The organism is Streptomyces ferrugineus, assembly GCF_015160855.1.
GTDB lineage: Bacteria > Actinomycetota > Actinomycetes > Streptomycetales > Streptomycetaceae > Streptomyces > Streptomyces ferrugineus.
The window spans coordinates 1262319-1279495 of record NZ_CP063373.1; the positions used below are offsets into that span (position 1 = coordinate 1262319).

The 17177-nt window shown below is 70.7% G+C and carries 14 protein-coding genes and 1 rRNA gene; 8 read left to right on the forward strand and 7 right to left on the reverse strand.

Annotated elements, in window-relative coordinates:
* Positions 1 to 68: 68 nt before the first annotated feature.
* A 5S ribosomal RNA gene (gene rrf / locus IM697_RS05960) occupies positions 69 to 185 on the forward strand.
* A 109-nt stretch (positions 186 to 294) separates the two neighbouring features.
* Here the strand turns inward: rrf and IM697_RS05965 are convergent.
* From IM697_RS05965 to IM697_RS05985, 5 genes are read right to left on the reverse strand one after another with little or no spacing between them, the layout of a single operon-like run.
* On the reverse strand, positions 295 to 1605 hold the full coding sequence (locus IM697_RS05965) for a DUF58 domain-containing protein (RefSeq protein ID WP_194045393.1): 1311 nt from the start codon (positions 1603 to 1605) through the stop codon (positions 295 to 297).
* Positions 1605 to 2594 carry an AAA family ATPase gene (locus tag IM697_RS05970; RefSeq protein WP_194049609.1) on the reverse strand — a complete coding sequence of 330 codons (990 nt, stop codon included), beginning with the start codon at positions 2592 to 2594 and terminating at the stop codon, positions 1605 to 1607. The genes IM697_RS05965 and IM697_RS05970 overlap by 1 nt, the downstream gene beginning before the upstream one ends.
* A complete protein-coding gene (locus tag IM697_RS05975) occupies positions 2594 to 3796 on the reverse strand; it encodes a DUF4350 domain-containing protein (RefSeq protein ID WP_194045394.1) in 1203 nt (400 codons plus the stop codon). Before IM697_RS05975 ends, IM697_RS05970 begins: the two co-directional genes overlap by 1 nt.
* A complete protein-coding gene (locus IM697_RS05980) occupies positions 3793 to 4557 on the reverse strand; it encodes a DUF4129 domain-containing protein (protein ID WP_407699607.1) in 765 nt (254 codons plus the stop codon). The genes IM697_RS05975 and IM697_RS05980 overlap by 4 nt, the downstream gene beginning before the upstream one ends.
* A gap of 4 nt (positions 4558 to 4561) precedes the next feature.
* Positions 4562 to 5893 (reverse strand): DUF7847 domain-containing protein, encoded by a 1332-nt coding sequence (locus tag IM697_RS05985; protein ID WP_194045396.1) that lies wholly within the window; start codon positions 5891 to 5893, stop codon positions 4562 to 4564.
* A 140-nt stretch (positions 5894 to 6033) separates the two neighbouring features.
* Here IM697_RS05985 and mtnA point away from each other — a divergent pair, with 140 nt between their 5' ends.
* The 7 genes from mtnA (at position 6034) to IM697_RS06020 (ending at position 15056) form a co-directional block, all read left to right on the forward strand.
* On the forward strand, positions 6034 to 7185 hold the full coding sequence (gene mtnA / locus IM697_RS05990) for an S-methyl-5-thioribose-1-phosphate isomerase (RefSeq protein WP_194045398.1): 1152 nt from the start codon (positions 6034 to 6036) through the stop codon (positions 7183 to 7185).
* A gap of 159 nt (positions 7186 to 7344) precedes the next feature.
* Positions 7345 to 8034, forward strand: a complete 690-nt coding sequence (gene mtrA, locus IM697_RS05995; RefSeq protein WP_015659998.1) for a two-component system response regulator MtrA — start codon at positions 7345 to 7347, stop codon at positions 8032 to 8034.
* 1 nt (position 8035) lies between these two features.
* On the forward strand, positions 8036 to 10114 hold the full coding sequence (mtrB, locus tag IM697_RS06000) for an MtrAB system histidine kinase MtrB (RefSeq protein ID WP_194045400.1): 2079 nt from the start codon (positions 8036 to 8038) through the stop codon (positions 10112 to 10114).
* Entirely contained in the window at positions 10104 to 11945 is a 1842-nt protein-coding gene (locus tag IM697_RS06005) for an LpqB family beta-propeller domain-containing protein (RefSeq protein ID WP_194045402.1), read from the forward strand. Before mtrB ends, IM697_RS06005 begins: the two co-directional genes overlap by 11 nt.
* A 143-nt stretch (positions 11946 to 12088) precedes the next feature.
* Positions 12089 to 13096, forward strand: coding sequence for a ComF family protein (locus tag IM697_RS06010; RefSeq protein ID WP_194045404.1), 1008 nt, complete (start codon positions 12089 to 12091; stop codon positions 13094 to 13096).
* 317 nt (positions 13097 to 13413) lie between these two features.
* On the forward strand, positions 13414 to 14106 hold the full coding sequence (gene hpf, locus IM697_RS06015) for a ribosome hibernation-promoting factor, HPF/YfiA family (protein ID WP_407699647.1): 693 nt from the start codon (positions 13414 to 13416) through the stop codon (positions 14104 to 14106).
* Between the two features lie 200 nt (positions 14107 to 14306).
* Positions 14307 to 15056 (forward strand): response regulator, encoded by a 750-nt coding sequence (locus IM697_RS06020; protein ID WP_194045408.1) that lies wholly within the window; start codon positions 14307 to 14309, stop codon positions 15054 to 15056.
* Positions 15057 to 15058: 2 nt separating this feature from the next.
* Here IM697_RS06020 and IM697_RS06025 read toward each other — a convergent pair whose 3' ends face one another.
* Positions 15059 to 16231 (reverse strand): winged helix-turn-helix domain-containing protein, encoded by a 1173-nt coding sequence (locus IM697_RS06025; RefSeq protein ID WP_194045410.1) that lies wholly within the window; start codon positions 16229 to 16231, stop codon positions 15059 to 15061.
* Positions 16232 to 16348: 117 nt separating this feature from the next.
* Complete coding sequence (locus IM697_RS06030) at positions 16349 to 16930, reverse strand: GNAT family N-acetyltransferase (RefSeq protein ID WP_194045412.1); 582 nt, start codon at positions 16928 to 16930, stop codon at positions 16349 to 16351.
* Between the last annotated feature and the right edge of the window lie 247 nt (positions 16931 to 17177).

The window sequence follows — 17177 nt, forward strand, 5'->3', positions numbered from 1 at the left end:
GCTCGCGTCCACTGTGTTGGTTCTGAGACAACGACCGTGTCATCGTCCGGTCGACAGTTTCATAGTGTTTCGGTGGTTATAGCGTGAGGGAAACGCCCGGTTACATTCCGAACCCGGAAGCTAAGCCTTACAGCGCCGATGGTACTGCAGGGGGGACCCTGTGGGAGAGTAGGACGCCGCCGAACAAATTTTGAGAAAGCCCCCGGCCGGGGATACCGGCTCGGGGGCTTTCTGCATTTGTGGGTTGTTCGCCAGTAGGGGCTCTCCTCAGGAGAGCCCCTTTTGTTTGATTGATTACAGACGACCTGCTGTCTTGAGGGCCAGGTATGCGTCTGCCAGTGCCGGCGCGAGTTCTTCCGGCGTCGCGTCAACGACCGTAACGCCGTGTCGGCGGAGTTGGTCTGCCGTGCGGTGACGTTCGCTCTGGGACTGGGCGGCGGCTGCGGCTTCGTACACAGAGTCCGTGTTTCCGCGTGCTGTCGCCATGCGGGCGATGTGGGGGTCCGCCACTGATGCGAGCAGGACTGTGTGGCGCTGGGTGAGCTGGGAGAGGACGGGGAGCAGGCCCTCCTCGATCGGTGCCGCGTCGAGGGTCGTGAGCAGCACGATCAGGGAGTGGCGGGGGGCAGTACGGAGTGCGGTGGCCGTAAGGCCTCGGGCATCCGTTTCGATCAGCTCGGGTTCGAGTGTGGCCATGGCATTGACCAGGGAGGGAAGGACATCGCCTGCTGTGCGGCCCTGGACGAGGGCGCGTACTCGGCGGTCGTAGGCGAGAAGGTCCACGCGGTCGCCGGCTCTGGATGCGAGGGCGGCCAGGAGCAGGGCGGCGTCCATGGAGGCGTCGAGGCGTGGGGCGTCGCCGACTCGGCCTGCCGAGGTGCGGCCGGTGTCCAGGACGAGGAGGATGTGCCGGTCGCGTTCCGGGCGCCAGGTGCGTACGGCGACCGTGGACTGTCGGGCCGTAGCGCGCCAGTCGATGGAGCGGGTGTCGTCGCCGGGGACGTATTCGCGCAGGCTGTCGAATTCTGTGCCCTCGCCGCGGGTGAGGACGCTGGTGCGGCCGTCGAGTTCGCGCAGGCGAGCCAGTTTCGACGGCAGGTGCTTGCGGCTGGTGAAGGGCGGGAGGACCCGTACCGTCCAGGGGACTTTGTGGGTGCCCTGGCGGGAGAAGAGGCCCAGGGGGCCGTATGAGCGGATTGTGACGCGGTCAGCCTGGCGGTCGCCTCGGCGGGTGGGGCGGAGGCGGGTGGTGATGCGGCGGCGTTCGCCGGCGGGGATCGTCAGGCGGTGGCGGGAGGCCGCCGTTTCCGTGCCGGGCTGCCAGCTGCTGGGTGGCCATGCGTCGCGGAGGTTCGCGCGCAGGGGGCGGCCGGACGGGTTGGTGATGGTGAGAGTGACGTCGGCCGTCTCGCCCAGGCGTGCCGAGGTGTCGCCGGAGCGGGTCAGACCGAGGCGGCGTACCGGTGCGGCCAGGGCGAAGTCGCAGGCGCAGGCCGCGGCCAGGGGAGCGTTGACCGCGAGGAGGCCCGTCCAGCTGGGGTCCCAGAGGCCTACGGGGAGGGAGCCCAGGGCCGCTAGGAGTGCGGCGCGTCCGGTGAGTGCCATCAGCGGGGGACGGGGACGTGGGCGAGGATCGCGTTGATCACGGAGTCGGCGGTGACGCCTTCCATCTCGGCCTCCGGGCGGAGCTGGACGCGATGGCGGAGAGTGGGGAGGGCGAGGGCCTTCACGTCGTCGGGGATGACGTAGTCGCGGCCGGTCAGCCAGGCCCAGGCGCGGGCGGTGGCGAGGAGGGCCGTGGCGCCTCGGGGCGAGACGCCCAGGGTCAGGGACGGCGATTCTCGGGTGGCTCGGCAGATGTCGACCACGTAGGCCGTGATCTCCGGGGAGACCGTCGTCTTGGCGACGGCCATGCGTGCCGCCTCGAGGTCTGCGGGGCCCGCCACGGGGCGTACGCCGGCGGCGCGCAGGTCGCGTGGGTTGAAGCCCTCGGCGTGGCGGGTGAGGACGTCGATCTCGTCCTGGCGGGTGGGGAGCGGGATCGTGAGCTTGAGGAGAAAACGGTCCAGCTGGGCCTCGGGGAGGGGGTACGTGCCTTCGTACTCGACCGGGTTCTGGGTCGCGGCGACCAGGAAGGGGTCGGGGAGTGGGCGAGGGGTGCCGTCGACCGTGACCTGGCGTTCCTCCATGGCCTCCAGGAGGGAGGACTGGGTCTTCGGTGGGGTGCGGTTGATCTCGTCGGCGAGGAGGAGGTTGGTGAAGACCGGGCCGGGCTGGAAGGAGAACTCGGCGGTGCGGGTGTCGTAGACGAGGGAGCCCGTCACATCGCTCGGCATGAGGTCGGGGGTGAACTGGACGCGCTTGGTGTCGAGTTCTAGTGCGGACGCGAGAGCGCGGACGAGCAACGTTTTGGCGACCCCGGGGACTCCTTCTAGTAGGACGTGTCCGCGGCAGAGGAGGGCGACGACGAGGCCGGTCACGGCGGGGTCCTGGCCGACCACGGCTTTGGCGATCTCGGCGCGCAGGGCTTCCAGGGAGGCCCGGGCGGTGCCCGCATCCCCGGTGTTCCCGGCGTTGTCAGTGGTCGGGTCCATCATGGACGGCGTACCTCTCTTTCGAGGGCGTCGAGTTGGTCGGCGAGGGAGATGAGTGCGGCGTCGTCGCTGGGCGGCGGGCCGAAGAGGAGGGTGTGCAGGGTCTGTCCGTCTCCGTGGTTGTGGAGATGGGCGGACAGAGCGGGGAGCAGGGCCTCGGGCGCGTGCGCCTGGGAGACGGGGACACCTACGAGGGGGGCGAGGCGCGTGCGGGTGGTGGAGCGAAGAGCGGCGGCCGCGCGGTCGCGGGCGTTCGCCTTGCGGTAGAGGCGGGCGCGGCCTTCGACGGTTTCGGAGGCGCGGATCGCCACGGGGAGTTTTTCGGGCACGAGGGGGCCCAGTCGGCGTGCCCGCCACAGGGCGGCCAGGGCTGCGGCGAGGAAGAGCTGGAGTGTGCCCCAGAGCCAGCCCGAGGGGAGCAGGTCGAAGAAGCTGCGTTCGTCGTCCTCGTCGGCGGCCGACGTGTCGGAGAGCGAGGGGAGGTACCAGACCAGATGGGGCCGGGAGCCGAGGAGTTGGAGGGCGAGGGAGGCGTTGCCCTGCTCGTCGAGACGTTCGTTGTGGAGGATGTCGGGTGCGCCGAGGACGACGGTGTCGCCGTCCCCGTCGTTCTCCGGGATGCGCAGGAGGGTGGCCAGTCGGTCGCTGGGGTAGCACTCGTCGGCGTCGAGGTGGGTGGTGGTGTAGCGGACGCCGCCCAGGTCGGCGGTGCCGGCGCGCCGGGCGGCGGGCAGCGCGCAGTCGGGGGCGAGCTCCGAGTCGAGGCTGGTGGCGGGGTCCGCGGTGACTCCGGGGGCGAGTCGTTCGACGGACCAGCTGCCGGGGGCGACGAGGACGGTGCGGCCTTCGGAGCCGGCTGTCGCCGAGCGCAGCAAGGACTGTTGACGGTGGGTCAGCAGGTCGGGGGCGGCGACCAGGAGGGTGCTGTTCGCGGTGGTCGCGGCGCGTGCCTCGTCCAGGGTGGTGACCACGCGTGTGTCCACGCCGCGGTCGGTGAGGAGTTCGGCGACGGCCCGGCTGCCCTTGGGGTCGGCGGAGCGTGGGTCGAGGGCCCCGTGCCGGGCGTCGGAGCGGATGGTGGCGATCACGACGGCCGCCGCCAGCAGGACCACGAGGGCGAGGGCGATGCCTCGCGCGCGGGTCCACACCTGGCGTGCGCTGGGCGAGGCCGAGGTGGACGGGAGCGTGGCCTCGGTGGTCATTCGGCGGCTCCCTGGCGGGCGTTGTGGGCCGTGCTGGGGGCGCTGCTGGCCAGTTGGGGCTTGGTGGTCTCCAGGTCGCGGTCGAGTTCCGCGATGCGTTGGTACGTCTGCTGGGTCGCGGCTCGTCCGCCGTATGTCACGTCGTCGAAGTCCCGGGCGGCGGTGCGCAGTCGGTCCGTGTGGGCGGGCAGTGAGCGGCCCGCTTCGGCGGCGGCCTCGTCCGCGGTGCGGCCGGGGCGGACGTCGAGCAGCGCGCGTTCCTCGAGGGAGCGGACGATGGCGCGCATGCGTTCCTGGACGGCCTGGTTCCAGTGGGCCTGGGCGGCGTGTGCCTCGGCTGCGGCCCGGTGTTCGGCGGCGCTGCGGGGGCGGTCGTCGAACAGAGCGGCGGAGGAGGTCGGCCGGCGGCGGGGGGTGCCGAGGCGCCACCACAGGGCGCCGAGGACCGCGAGGACGACGAGGATGATGACGACCAGGCCGAGCGGTCCTCCGGGCGCCACGGTCGAGGCGCTGCTGAACAGGTCCTCGACCCAGTCCCAGAAGGCGTCCAGGGCGCGCTGGAACCAGCTGGGATCGTTCTCGTGGTACATGCCCTTGGACAGCTCGCGCCGGGCGGCCTCCCGCGCGGGGTCGCGGGGGATCGTCAGGGGCGGCTCGTCGTCGGAGCGTGCGAGCAGCGACAGCACGGATGTGTCGCCGCCCGGCGACATGCGTTCGGGCGGCGCTGACGCTGCTGTGAGAACTCCCCCCGCAAAGCTCACCGGTTCAGCTCCCCGGAGTGTCGGTGGTGCCGTAGCCCTGGACGCCGGCTGCCCGGGCCAGTTCGAGGTCGAGGGCTTCGCGGCGGATGCGCTGGTCGATGTAGAGCAGGACGGTGACGCCGGCCGTGATCGGGAAGGTGATCATGGAGCCGATCACCGAGCCGACACCGCTGACGATGAGGAACGTCCAGCCGAGGTCGGTGGCGCCGTTGAGGATGTTGGTGGTGGCGTCGCCGCTGAGGGCGGCGGCGAGGAAGGTGAAGGGGATGACGACGATCGCCGCGACGATGTTCGCGATGATCGTGGCCAGCAGCTGGATGCCGAAGACGCGCCACCAGGAGCCGCGGACCAGCTTTGCGGAACGGCTCAGCGCCTTGACGATGCCCTGCTTCTCCAGCATCAGCGCGGGGGAGGCGAGGGAGAAGCGGAACCAGAGCCAGAGCGCGACGACGAAGCCGCCGATGATGCCCAGGATGGTGAGTGCGACGCCCGCGTCGCCGGAGCCCGTGGCGGCCACGAGGATGCCGGGCAGGGCGCCCACGAACACCACACCGAAGGCCATGAGCAGCAGCAGGAAGATCAGGCCGAAGAGCCGCGGCACCTGGGGGCGCGCGTCGCGCCAGGCCTCGCCGGTGGTCACCGACTTGCCGAGCACCGCGCGGCTGGTGACCGCTGTCAGCAGGGCGGTCGCCACGATCGCGCCGATGATCGAGATCAGGAAGATCACGCTGGAGCTGAGCATGGCGTCGCCCATGGCGCGGGTCAGCTCGTCGAGAGTGGCGCTCGGGTCGTTGAGGGCCCCGGTGCTGACGCGGTCGTTCAGGACGAAGCCCTGGACGAGGATGACGAGGATCTCCGTCACGACGGCGACGGTCAGGGAGATGCCGAGGACCGTGCGCCAGTAGGTGCGCATGGTGGAGACGGCGCCGTCGAGGATCTCGCCGACGCCGAGCGGGCGCAGCGGGATCACGCCGGGCTTGGCCGCGGGCGGGGGCCCGCCCCAGCCGGCTCCCCAGCCGCCGTATCCGCCCGGAGGGCCGTAGCCGGGGTGGCCGCCGCCGTGTCCGCCGGGGCCGGCGGGCGGAGGAGCGCCCCAGCCGGGGCCGGGCGGCGGGGGCGGTGGGGTCTGGCCGGGAGACTGTGGGCCCGTTGGCGCGGACCACTGGCCGGGAGGCGGCTGCTCCTTGGACCACTTCGGGCCGGCGTCCTGTGGGTCCGCTCCCGGCTGCTGTGCGGGCTCTGGGTGGTCTGCGGGCTCGGCAGGGCCGGTCGCGCCGGGTTCCTGTCCGTCGGACGGGGCGGATCCGGGCGAGGCCCAGCCCGGAGTGTCTTTCATCGTCGCTCCTTCACGGTGCCCGTCCGCGGTCGCGGCGGCAGGTTGGCAGCCATCGTGCCATGGGGTGGTCGGATGGGTACCGACCGCGGTATGGGCTGTGCACCTTCAATTGTCCGCCGTACAGGGGGCAGACTTGCCGCATGGCTGATCAGTACGCGCAATCCGGCGAGGACGGCAGGCCCACCGAGATTCCGACGATCCGATGGGATGAACCACCCGAAGGTCCCGTACTGGTCCTTCTCGACCAGACGAGGCTGCCGGCCGAGGAGGTCGAGCTGGTCTGTACGGATGCGCCCGCGCTGGTGGAGGCGATCAGTTCGCTCGCGGTGCGGGGAGCGCCGGTGCTCGGGATCGCCGGGGCGTACGGCGTCGCGCTCGCCGCCGCGCGTGGCTTCGACGTGGACGCCGCCGCCCAGTCGCTGGCGAGCGCCCGGCCCACCGCGGTGAACCTCGCCGTCGGGGTGCACCAGGCCCAGTCGGCGTACCGGGCCGAACTCGCCCGGAGCGGGGACGTCGAGCAGGCCGCCGCCGCGGCGCTGGGTGCGGCGCGGGCGCTGCACAAGGAGGACGCCGAGGCCAGTGCGCGGATGGCCGAGCGAGGGCTGGCGCTGCTGGACGAGCTGTTGCCCGGCGGCGGGCACCGCGTCCTCACGCACTGCAACACCGGGGCGCTGGTGTCGGGCGGGGAGGGCACGGCGTTCGCGGTGGCGCTCGCGGCGCACCGGGCCGGGCGGCTCAGGCGGTTGTGGGTGGACGAGACGCGGCCGTTGCTGCAGGGGGCGCGTCTGACGGCGTACGAGGCGGCGCGCAACGGGATGGCGTACACCCTGCTCACGGACAACGCGGCGGGTTCGCTGTTCGCCGCGGGTGAGGTGGACGCGGTGCTGATAGGGGCGGATCGGATCGCGGCCGACGGCTCGGTGGCGAACAAGGTCGGAAGCTATCCGCTGGCGGTGCTCGCGCGCTATCACCATGTGCCGTTCATCGTGGTGGCGCCGCTGACGACAGTGGATCCGGACACCCCGGACGGGGCGTCCATCGAGGTTGAGCAGCGCCCCGGGTTCGAGGTGACCGAGGTCGCCGCGCCCCAGGCGCCGGTGGCGGGCGGGGAGCCGGGGGGCGGGATTCCGGTGGCGCCGCTGGGGACGCAGGCGTACAACCCGGCGTTCGATGTGACGCCGCCCGAGCTGGTGACGGCGATCGTGACGGAGGAGGGGGCCGTGTCGCCGGTGACGGCCGAGGCGCTGGCCGAGCTGTGTGCCAGGTCGGGGCAGGTGACACGGACGTTGTGAGGCGGAGACGAGGCCGGTAGGTGGATAGAGCGGGGTAAACCCGTCCAAAGGTCACGCCCTGTGATGGGGGCGAGGGCAGACAGTGGCGACCGCCTACGACTAAGGTCACTGGCCGGTGACCTATCTCACCACTGCCTTCGCCACTGTTATGAGAATGGGATGATGTCGTTTATGAAGGGACGAGTCCTTGTCGTCGACGACGACACCGCACTGGCCGAGATGCTCGGCATTGTGCTGCGTGGTGAAGGTTTTGAGCCGTCTTTCGTAGCCGACGGCGACAAGGCGTTGGCCGCGTTCCGGGAGACCAAGCCCGATCTGGTGCTGCTCGATCTGATGCTGCCCGGGCGGGACGGCATCGAGGTGTGCCGCCTGATCAGGGCGGAGTCCGGCGTGCCGATCGTGATGCTGACGGCCAAGAGCGACACCGTCGACGTCGTCGTGGGCCTGGAGTCCGGCGCCGATGACTACATCGTCAAGCCGTTCAAGCCGAAGGAGCTCGTCGCCCGGATCCGGGCGCGCCTGAGGAGGTCGGAGGAGCCCGCTCCCGAGCAGCTCGCCATCGGTGACCTCGTGATCGACGTGGCCGGGCACTCCGTGAAGCGGGACGGGCAGTCGATCGCGCTGACGCCGCTGGAGTTCGACCTGCTGGTCGCGCTGGCCCGCAAGCCGTGGCAGGTGTTCACGCGTGAGGTGCTCCTGGAGCAGGTGTGGGGCTACCGGCATGCGGCCGACACGCGTCTGGTCAATGTGCATGTGCAGCGGCTGCGTTCCAAGGTCGAGAAGGACCCGGAGCGGCCGGAGATCGTGGTGACCGTGCGTGGCGTCGGCTACAAGGCAGGGCCGAGCTGACATGTCCGGGGACAGTGCCGCTGGGGCCCCCGGTCGGACCGGGTCCCGTCCGGAGCGGCCTGTCGGCCGGAAGTCGGCGGGTTCCCGCTGGGGACGGTTCCTCGAGGGCGGGCTGCTTCAGGGCGGAGTCCAGGGCAGCCCGGTCCTTCGGCTGGTGCTGCGCTGGGTGCGTCGGCCGTTGCTGCCCGTCATGCGGTTGTGGCGGCGCAATATCCAGCTCAAGGTCGTCGTCACGACGCTGCTGATGTCGCTCGGCGTCGTCCTGCTGCTGGGCTTCGTCGTCATCGGGCAGGTGCGCAACGGCCTGCTGGAAGCCAAGGTGAAGGCCTCGCAGAGCCAGGCGGCGGGCGGGTTCGCGGCGGCCAAGCAGAGTGCCGATGAGGCCGCCGCCGGCACCGCCGACGACGGTGCCGCAGTGGACGAGCGTTCGGACCAGAACGTCATCGAGTGGATGAGCGAGCTCGTCTCCTCGCTGTCCAGCGGCGGTCAGGGCGCCTTCGATGTGGTGACCCTTCCGGCCTCCGCGGGCGGGGACACGGGTGGGCGAGGCCCGCGTGCCTCGGGTGAGGTGGACCCGACGGCGAGTGTGCCGGAGGATCTGCGGGAGCGGATCGACAGCAGTATGGGCGTTTTCCAGAGCTACACCCGCATCGTCTACGACCCCGCCACCGAGAAGGAGTCCCAGCCGGCGCTGGTCATCGGCAAGCAGGTCAACGATCCCAATGACGACCCGTATCAGCTCTACTACCTCTTCCCGCTCACGCAGGAGGAGAAGTCCCTGAGCCTGGTCAAGGGGACGCTGGCCACCGCGGGGCTCTTCGTCGTCGTACTTCTCGGGGCCATCGCCTGGCTCGTGGTGCGCCAGGTCGTCACGCCCGTGCGGATGGCCGCCGGCATTGTCGAGCGGCTGTCGGCCGGACGGCTTCAGGAACGGATGAAGGTCACCGGCGAGGACGACATCGCGCGGCTCGGCGAGGCCTTCAACAAGATGGCGCAGAACCTTCAGCTGAAGATCCAGCAACTGGAGGCCCTGTCGCGGATGCAGCGGCGGTTCGTGTCCGATGTGTCGCACGAGCTGCGCACGCCGCTGACGACCGTGCGCATGGCCGCAGACGTCATTCATGAGGCGCGCGAGGACTTCGACCCGGTGACCGCGCGGTCGGCGGAGCTGCTGGCCGACCAGCTGGACCGGTTCGAGTCGCTGCTCGCCGATCTGCTGGAGATCAGCCGCTTCGACGCGGGGGCGGCGGCGCTGGAGGCCGAGCCGATCGACCTCAGGGAAGTCGTACGACGCGTCGTCAGCGGGGCCGAGCCGCTCGCCGAGCGCAAGGGCACGCAGATACGCATCGTCGGCGACCAGCAGCCCATCGTCGCCGAGGCCGACGCCCGCCGCGTCGAGCGCGTGCTGCGCAACCTCGTCGTCAACGCCGTCGAGCACGGTGAAGGAAAGGACGTCGTGGTCAAGCTCGCGGCGGCGGGCGGGGCGGTCGCGGTCGCGGTGCGCGACTACGGTGTCGGGCTCAAGCCCGGCGAGGCGACCCGCGTCTTCAGCCGCTTCTGGCGGGCCGACCCGGCACGCGCGCGTACTACGGGCGGTACGGGGCTGGGGCTGTCCATCGCGTTGGAGGACGCGCGGCTGCACGGCGGCTGGCTCCAGGCGTGGGGCGAACCGGGTGGCGGCTCGCAGTTCCGGCTGACGCTGCCGCGGACCGCGGACGAGCCGCTGCGGGGCTCACCGATACCCCTGGAGCCCAAGGACTCGCGGCGCAACCGTGGACTCAATGACGCCGGTCTGCCGCGCGGTGGCACCGAGAAGACCGCGACGGTGCCGGCTCAGCCCAATGGTGACCAGGCAGCCGCGATGCCGTCGCGGGACCCGATCGCGTCCCGCCTGGCAACGGCGGCGGTCCCCAAGGCCGATCCGACGGCACTGCCCGGAAGCGGCGCGCGCGTGGTCCCCCGGCCCGCTTCGGGAGCACGGCCCAAGGACGAGGCGCCCGGTGCGCAGGAGCCGCCGGGCGAGGAAGCCGGGCACAGCGACGAGTCGAGCAAGCATGGGGAGGCATCTCGTGGGCGCTGAGCGTGAGAGGAGCGCCCGGCGCAGGCCGGGGCGCGCGGTGGTGTACGCCGCCTGCGGCGCCGTACTGCTGGCGGGATGCGCCTCGATGCCCGACAGCGGCAATCTGCAGGGCGTCGACTCCACGCCGCGCCAGGACACCCAGGTGCGGGTGTTCGCCATGCCGCCGCATGAGGACGCCTCGTCCTCGGAGATCGTGTCCGGCTTCCTGGAGGCGCTGACCAGCGACGATCCGGGCTACGACATAGCGCGCAAGTACTTGACCAAGGAGGCGTCGGACAACTGGCGGCCTCTGCAGTCCACGATGGTCCTCGCCAACGGACCGAGCGCCGACATCGAGCGTGTGGCCGGCCGGGAGGAGACCGACGATCTCACGTACACGCTGAGCGGTACCAAGGTCGCCACGGTCGACGCACGGCAGTCGTACTCGCCCGCCAGCGGTGATTACAGCGAGTCGATGCACCTCACCCGGGACAAGAAGACCAAGCAGTGGCGCATCGACGTGCCGCCGCGCGGTGTCGTCATGGGCAAGTCGGACTTCCAGCGCAACTACACGTCCGTCGACAGGTACTACTTCGCCACGAACGCCGCGCTCGGGGCCTCCCCGCACACGGCCGCCGTCGCCGATCCCGTCTATGTGCGCCGCAACGTCGATCCCATGACGCAGACGGTGCGCTCCCTGCTCAAGGGGCCCACCAGTTGGCTGGACCCGGTGGTCAGGTCGAGTTTCCCCACCGGTACGGCGCTGAAGGACGACTCCACGACGCTGACGCCGGACGACCAGAACCGGCTGACCGTGCCGCTGAACGACAAGGCCGCGCGGGTCGGGCCGGCCAAGTGCAACGAGATGGCCGCCCAGGTGCTGTTCACCCTTCAGAACCTCACCCCCACCGTGGAGGAGGTCGCGCTGAAGGCGGGCGGCAGGCAGTTGTGCGCGCTGAACGAGGACGAGGCGGAGAACGTCGCCACGCGTGGATCCGTGGAAAGCGCCGACTATCTGTACCTCCTCGACGCCGAGCACCGGTTGGTACGGCTACCCGCTGCCGGCAACGACACCGGGCCCGACCCCGTGCCGGGCGCCCTGGGTGAGGGCGACACGCAGTTGCGGTCCGTGGCGGTGTCGCGCGACGAGGACATGGCAGCCGGCGTCGGCCTCGACGGCAAGCACCTGTACGTCGGGGCGCTGGTCTCTGGCGGCCCGCTCGGGGGGCCCGAGCTGACGAGTGCGGGCAAGACGGAGGACGAGCGCCTCTCGGCGCCGAGCTGGGACGCCCAGGGCGATCTGTGGGTGGCCGACCGCGATCCCGACAACCCCCGGCTGCTTCTGCTGAAGGAGGGCGTGGGCGATCCGCTGGTCGTGAAGACGCCGCCGGGGCTGGAGGGACGCATCGAGTCCGTGCGGGTGGCCGCCGACGGCGTGCGCATCGCGCTCGTGGTGAAGCAGGGCGAGAGGTCCTCGCTGCTGATCGGGCGGATCGAGCGGAACGAGGACGGGAAGTCGAGCGAGCGTTCGGCTGTCTCGGTGCGCGAACTGCGGTCCGCCACGCCCGAGATGGAGGAGGTCAAGACCATGTCGTGGGCCGGTGACAGCCGGCTCGTCGTGGTCGGGCGCGAGAAGGACGGCGTGCAGACGCTGCGGTACGCGCAGGTGGACGGCTCCACGCCGCAGGGGCCCGCGCCCGCGGCCCTCAGCGGGGTGAAGGAGATCACCGCCTCCGAGGACCCGCGGCTTCCGCTGGTCGGGTACTCGGAGGACGGGGTCGTGCGGCTGCCGTCCGGGGCCCAGTGGCAGAAGGTGGTGACGGACGGGACCGCGCCGGTCTATCCGGGGTGAGGTTGCGTTCGGAGGGTGACTCCGGCCGGAAACGGCCGCCTTTTAAGCGTCCGCTCTAGGCGTCCGCGCGGGGGCCGGAGTTTTCCACAGGGAGTTGTCCACAGGGGTGGCCGGTCGGCTCGTGCGTTGGCACAGTGGTGGCCATGCGGGGGTGGTGGCAGGACCTCACCGACCTGGTGCTGCCGGCCGAGTGCGGAGGCTGTGGGAGGCCTCGCACGGTGCTCTGTCCCGAGTGCCGTGCCGTCCTGAGCGGGACCGTACCGAGCCGGGTGCGACCGGTGCCGGAGCCGCCCGGGCTGCCGGTGGTGCACGCGGCCGCCCGGTATGCGGACGAGGCGCGGGCCGTGCTGCTGGCCCACAAGGAACGCGGCGCACTGGCGCTCGCGGCGCCGCTCGGGGCGGCCCTGGCCGGGGCCGTGACGGCGGCACTGCCCCGGGGCTCCCACGGGCGGGCCCGCGGGGCGGAGCGGTTCGGGGACGCCGGTGCGCCTGTGCTGCTCGTACCCGTTCCGTCTGCGCGTGGGGCGGTGCGAGCGCGAGGGCACGACCCGGCGCGGCGGATCGCGCTCGCGGCCGCGGGTGAGCTGCGGCGGGCCGGGATGCCGGCGCGGATGCTCGCCGTGCTGCGGCAGGGGCGTGCGGTGGCCGATCAGTCGGGGCTCGACTCCCGGCAGCGGCTGGACAATCTCGCGGGTGCGCTGAAGGTGGTACCCGGGGGAGGCAGGCTGCTCGCGGGCGGCGGTCCGGTTGTGCTCGTCGACGACCTGATGACGACCGGTGCGTCTTTGGCGGAGGCGGCGCGGGCTGTGCGGGCGGCGCTGACCGAGCACGCCGGGCCTGGTGGCACGGGGTGGTCGGGGGCGGGCCGGGACTTGGTGGGAAGTGCGGGCGTATACGGCAGAACGGTGGGGGAGGCAGACGCGTATGGATGGGGGACCGCGGAGCGCGGTGCGGGTGGTGGCGGAGCAACCGCCGTGTACGCGAGGGGAAGTCGGGAAAGCACAGGGGAACGGGTGGCTGGATCGTTGGAGGGCGCTGTGCGGCGAACGCGTGAGAGGCCGGGAATCATGGGCGCCGGAGGGCCCCATGACCTGATCTGCGCGGCTGTCGTCGCTGCGTCTCCGGATTCTTTCGAAATAAACCGGAACTGACTGCGAACTTGCATCGTTGCAGGTAACGAGAGGATCAATTCACCTGAACGGAGGTACGCCGCAGTAGAGGGTGACGACATCCGTCCGGGCGAGATATGTTCGGGTTGTGAGGGAAAGGCGCAGGCCATCCCCGTCATATCCGAATGCCGTGCCGCCGGTTTTGCACAATCACCCGGCGGCCATGGGGTGGAGATCTTGCCCATGGGGGAGGAGGAGGTGGAGTCACCGAGTCCGTAGGTTCCGGCGCTCACCGGAACCTGGTGCAAGAGGGAGATGCTCCGCCGATGGAGCGGAGCAATCCGGGAACGGAGTTCTGCGTGGACATCGTCGTCAAAGGCCGCAAGACCGAGGTGCCCGAGCGGTTCCGCAAGCACGTGGCCGAGAAGCTGAAGCTGGAGAAGATCCAGAGGCTCGATGCCAAGGTGATCAGCCTCGACGTCGAGGTGTCCAAGGAGCCCAACCCGCGACAGGCCGACCGCAGTGATCGAGTGGAGATCACGCTCCGCTCCCGCGGTCCGGTGATCCGGGCGGAGGCAGCGGCCAGCGATCCGTACGCGGCACTCGATCTGGCGGCGGAGAAACTGGACGCTCGGCTGCGCAAGCAGCACGACAAGCGTTTCTCGCGCCGAGGCGCACGCCGACTCACGGCGGCCGAGGTCCCCGACCACGTTCCGGGCGCGGCGACGCTCAACGGCAATGGCCACACCTTCCAGGAAGAAGAGCCGGACGGAATCCCCACGAAGAAGATCGGTTCGCTGGAAGTGAAGGGCGAAGGGCCTCTCGTCGTACGCGAGAAGACGCACGTGGCCTCCCCGATGACCCTTGACCAGGCCCTCTACGAGATGGAGCTGGTCGGGCACGACTTCTATCTCTTCATCGACTCCGAAACGAAGGAACCCAGTGTCGTCTACCGGCGGCACGCCTACGACTACGGAGTCATCCACCTCAACACGGACCCGATGGTCACCCAGGCGCAGTCTCCCGCGGCTGGTGGCACGCTGGGCGGCTGACCACCCGGCCGACGGCTGAGCCGGTGCCCCTGGAGCGCGTGTGCGCCCCCAGGGGCACCGGTGTGCGACCACTTCGCGCCCCGCTCGTCACCGGAGTGTCGGCCGGGCATGAAATCATGGCAGCAGCGGCCCAACCGGTGGGCCGCTGCCTTGGGTTGGCGATGGCAGACGACCAGCCGCAGCCTTCAGGGGGAGGAACGATGGCGGACAGCTTCGGACCGATGCGGGACGAGGGTGCCGACGGCGACGACGTCGTCGGCATGGGCCCTGACACGGGCTCTCCACGCAAGGAGCCGATCAGAGTCCTCGTCGTGGACGACCACGCCCTGTTCCGCCGTGGACTGGAGATCGTGCTCGCGGCCGAGGAGGACATCCAGGTCGTGGGGGAGGCGGGCGACGGCGCGGAAGCCGTCGACAAGGCCGCAGACCTGCTGCCGGACATCGTCCTGATGGATGTCCGGATGCCCAAGCGGGGCGGGATCGAGGCCTGCACCTCCATCAAGGAAGTGGCCCCCAGCGCGAAGATCATCATGCTGACGATCAGCGACGAGGAGGCCGACCTCTACGACGCGATCAAGGCGGGCGCGACGGGCTATCTCCTCAAGGAGATCTCCACGGACGAGGTGGCCACGGCCATTCGCGCGGTGGCCGACGGGCAGTCGCAGATCAGCCCGTCCATGGCGTCGAAGCTGCTCACCGAGTTCAAGTCGATGATCCAGCGCACGGACGAGCGCCGGCTCGTGCCGGCGCCCCGGCTGACGGACCGTGAGCTGGAGGTACTCAAGCTCGTCGCCACTGGTATGAACAACCGCGATATCGCCAAGGAGTTGTTCATCTCCGAGAACACCGTGAAGAACCATGTGCGCAACATCCTGGAGAAGCTTCAGCTGCACTCCAGGATGGAGGCCGTGGTGTACGCGATGCGGGAGAAGATCCTCGAGATCCGCTGAGGTCAGCCCACCAGCCGGGCGAGCTCCTTGGCGAGCGGCTCGCGCAGGTCGGGTGCGTCGACCCGTTCCACCCGTACGTCCGTGCAGTCCACCCAGCTCGCCGCCTCGACCAGCGCCTGGGCCACCGCGGGGACCGCTTTCGGGCCGTCCAGCGTGACCTGTCTGGCGACCAGGGTGCGCCCCTCGCGGGCCGGGTCCACGCGGCCCACGAGCCGGCCGCCGGCCAGGACCGGCATCGCGAAATAGCCGTGGACCCGCTTCTGCTTCGGTACGTACGCCTCCAGACGGTGTGTGAAGCCGAAGATCCGCTCCGTGCGCGCCCGTTCCCAGATCAGGGAGTCGAACGGGGACAGCAGCGTCGTACGGTGGCGGCCGCGCGGAGGTGTCTCCAGGGCCGCCGGGTCGGCCCAGGCCGGCTTGCCCCAGCCCTCGACCGTGACCGGGACCAGACCCGAGTCGGCGATCACCGCCTCGACCTGCTCGCCCTTGAGGCGGTGGTAGTCGGCGATGTCCGCGCGCGTGCCGATGCCCAGGGACTGGCCGGCCAGGCGGACCAGGCGGCGCAGGCACTCGGTGTCGTCCAGTTCGTCGTGCAGCAGTGCCGACGGAATCGCGCGCTCGGCGAGGTCGTAGACGCGCTTCCAGCCGCGGCGCTCGACACAGACCACCTCGCCGTACATCAGGGCCCGCTCTACGGCCACCTTCGAGCCCGACCAGTCCCACCACTCGCTCGTCCGCTTCGCGCCGCCCAGCTCGGTCGCGGTGAGCGGGCCCTCGGCGCGCAGCTGCTTGATCACCTGCTCGTAGGCGCCGTCGGGGAGTTCGTGGTTCCAGTGCGGGCGGCTGCGGTAGGCGCGGCGGCGGAAGGCGAAGTGGGGCCACTCCTCGACCGGGAGGATGCACGCCGCGTGGGACCAGTACTCGAAGGCGTGCGTGTCCGTCCAGTACGCCTTCTCCACCGTCCTGCGGCCCACCGCGCCCAGGCGGGCGTAGGGGATGAGCTCGTGGGAGCGGGCCAGGACCGAGATGGTGTCGAGTTGTACCGCGCCGAGGTGACGGAGGATGCCGCGGACGCCGGCCCTTCGGTCGAGGGCGCCGAGGAAGCCCTGCGCGCGCAGGGCGATGCGGCGGGCCTCGTCGGCCGAGAGGGCGGTGGTGGGGCGCAGGGTCGTCATGGGCGGCACCCTAGAGGCCGGCACTGACAACACGGGCTGAACTGGGGATACGCCCGCCCCTGGCCGCCCACCCACGGCCGCCCGCCCACGGCCGCTCGGTGACGGCCGTGGGCGGGGCTAGGCGGGCTGGTTCCGCGCCGGAAGGTACGGCGCCGTCGACGGCAGCGCCAGGTCCGACGGGAGCAGGGAGCCCACCCAGCAGTCCCGGCGTACGCCCTGGTGGACGATGGCGGAGCGCAGGGTGCCCTCAAGGGCGAAGCCGGCCCGTTCGGCCACCGCGCGGGAGGGCCTGTTGCCGACCTCCGCGCGCCATTCCACACGGTCGATCGACAGGTCGACGAAGGCCCAGCGGGAGGCGGCGAGGACGGCCTCGGTGACGTAGCCGTGGCCGCGGTGCTCCTTCGTGCCCCAGAAGCCGATCTCGGCCTCGCTCATGGAACGCATCGTGAGACCGAGCATGCCCACCAGTTCCTCCCCTTCGGGGAGGAAGAGACCCCAGGTGAACATCGAACCGTTCTTCCAGCCGTCGGGGACCAGTTGTTCCGTGAAGCTGTGCGCGTGCTCGCGCAGATAGGGCGAGGGGATCGTCGTCCAGCGCTGGATGGCGGGATCCTGGGCGGCCTCGTACACGGCATCGGTGTCATTCGGGCCGACCGCGCGCATCAGGAGGCGGTCGGTGGTGAGCGTGGCGGGTTCCATCGGCCGATTCTCCTCGTGGCCTCGGCGGAAGCGCCAACGCTTATGCGGTGGGTGAGCACGTGATCGCATTTCGCACAATTCATGAGTGGAACGCGGCACCATCCGCGACCCCCGTCCGTTGTCCCCTTTGACGGAGATTTGAAGCAGTGGACGCTCGTCGCCCCCGGCAGGCTCCCGGCGCGGCGGGGTCCTCGCATACGATGGCCGTTGCTCAGTCAAGTCAAATGGAAACCGACCGTCCCAGGCC

Coding starts and splice junctions, on each gene's coding strand:
- IM697_RS05965 (WP_194045393.1), bottom strand. CDS start 1,605: ATGGCACTCACCGGACGCGCCGCACTCCTAGCGGCCCTGGGCTCCCTC.
- IM697_RS05970 (WP_194049609.1), bottom strand. CDS start 2,594: ATGGACCCGACCACTGACAACGCCGGGAACACCGGGGATGCGGGCACC.
- IM697_RS05975 (WP_194045394.1), bottom strand. CDS start 3,796: ATGACCACCGAGGCCACGCTCCCGTCCACCTCGGCCTCGCCCAGCGCA.
- IM697_RS05985 (WP_194045396.1), bottom strand. CDS start 5,893: ATGAAAGACACTCCGGGCTGGGCCTCGCCCGGATCCGCCCCGTCCGAC.
- mtnA (WP_194045398.1), top strand. CDS start 6,034: ATGGCTGATCAGTACGCGCAATCCGGCGAGGACGGCAGGCCCACCGAG.
- mtrA (WP_015659998.1), top strand. CDS start 7,345: ATGATGTCGTTTATGAAGGGACGAGTCCTTGTCGTCGACGACGACACC.
- mtrB (WP_194045400.1), top strand. CDS start 8,036: ATGTCCGGGGACAGTGCCGCTGGGGCCCCCGGTCGGACCGGGTCCCGT.
- IM697_RS06010 (WP_194045404.1), top strand. CDS start 12,089: ATGCGGGGGTGGTGGCAGGACCTCACCGACCTGGTGCTGCCGGCCGAG.
- IM697_RS06020 (WP_194045408.1), top strand. CDS start 14,307: ATGGCGGACAGCTTCGGACCGATGCGGGACGAGGGTGCCGACGGCGAC.
- IM697_RS06025 (WP_194045410.1), bottom strand. CDS start 16,231: ATGACGACCCTGCGCCCCACCACCGCCCTCTCGGCCGACGAGGCCCGC.
- IM697_RS06030 (WP_194045412.1), bottom strand. CDS start 16,930: ATGGAACCCGCCACGCTCACCACCGACCGCCTCCTGATGCGCGCGGTC.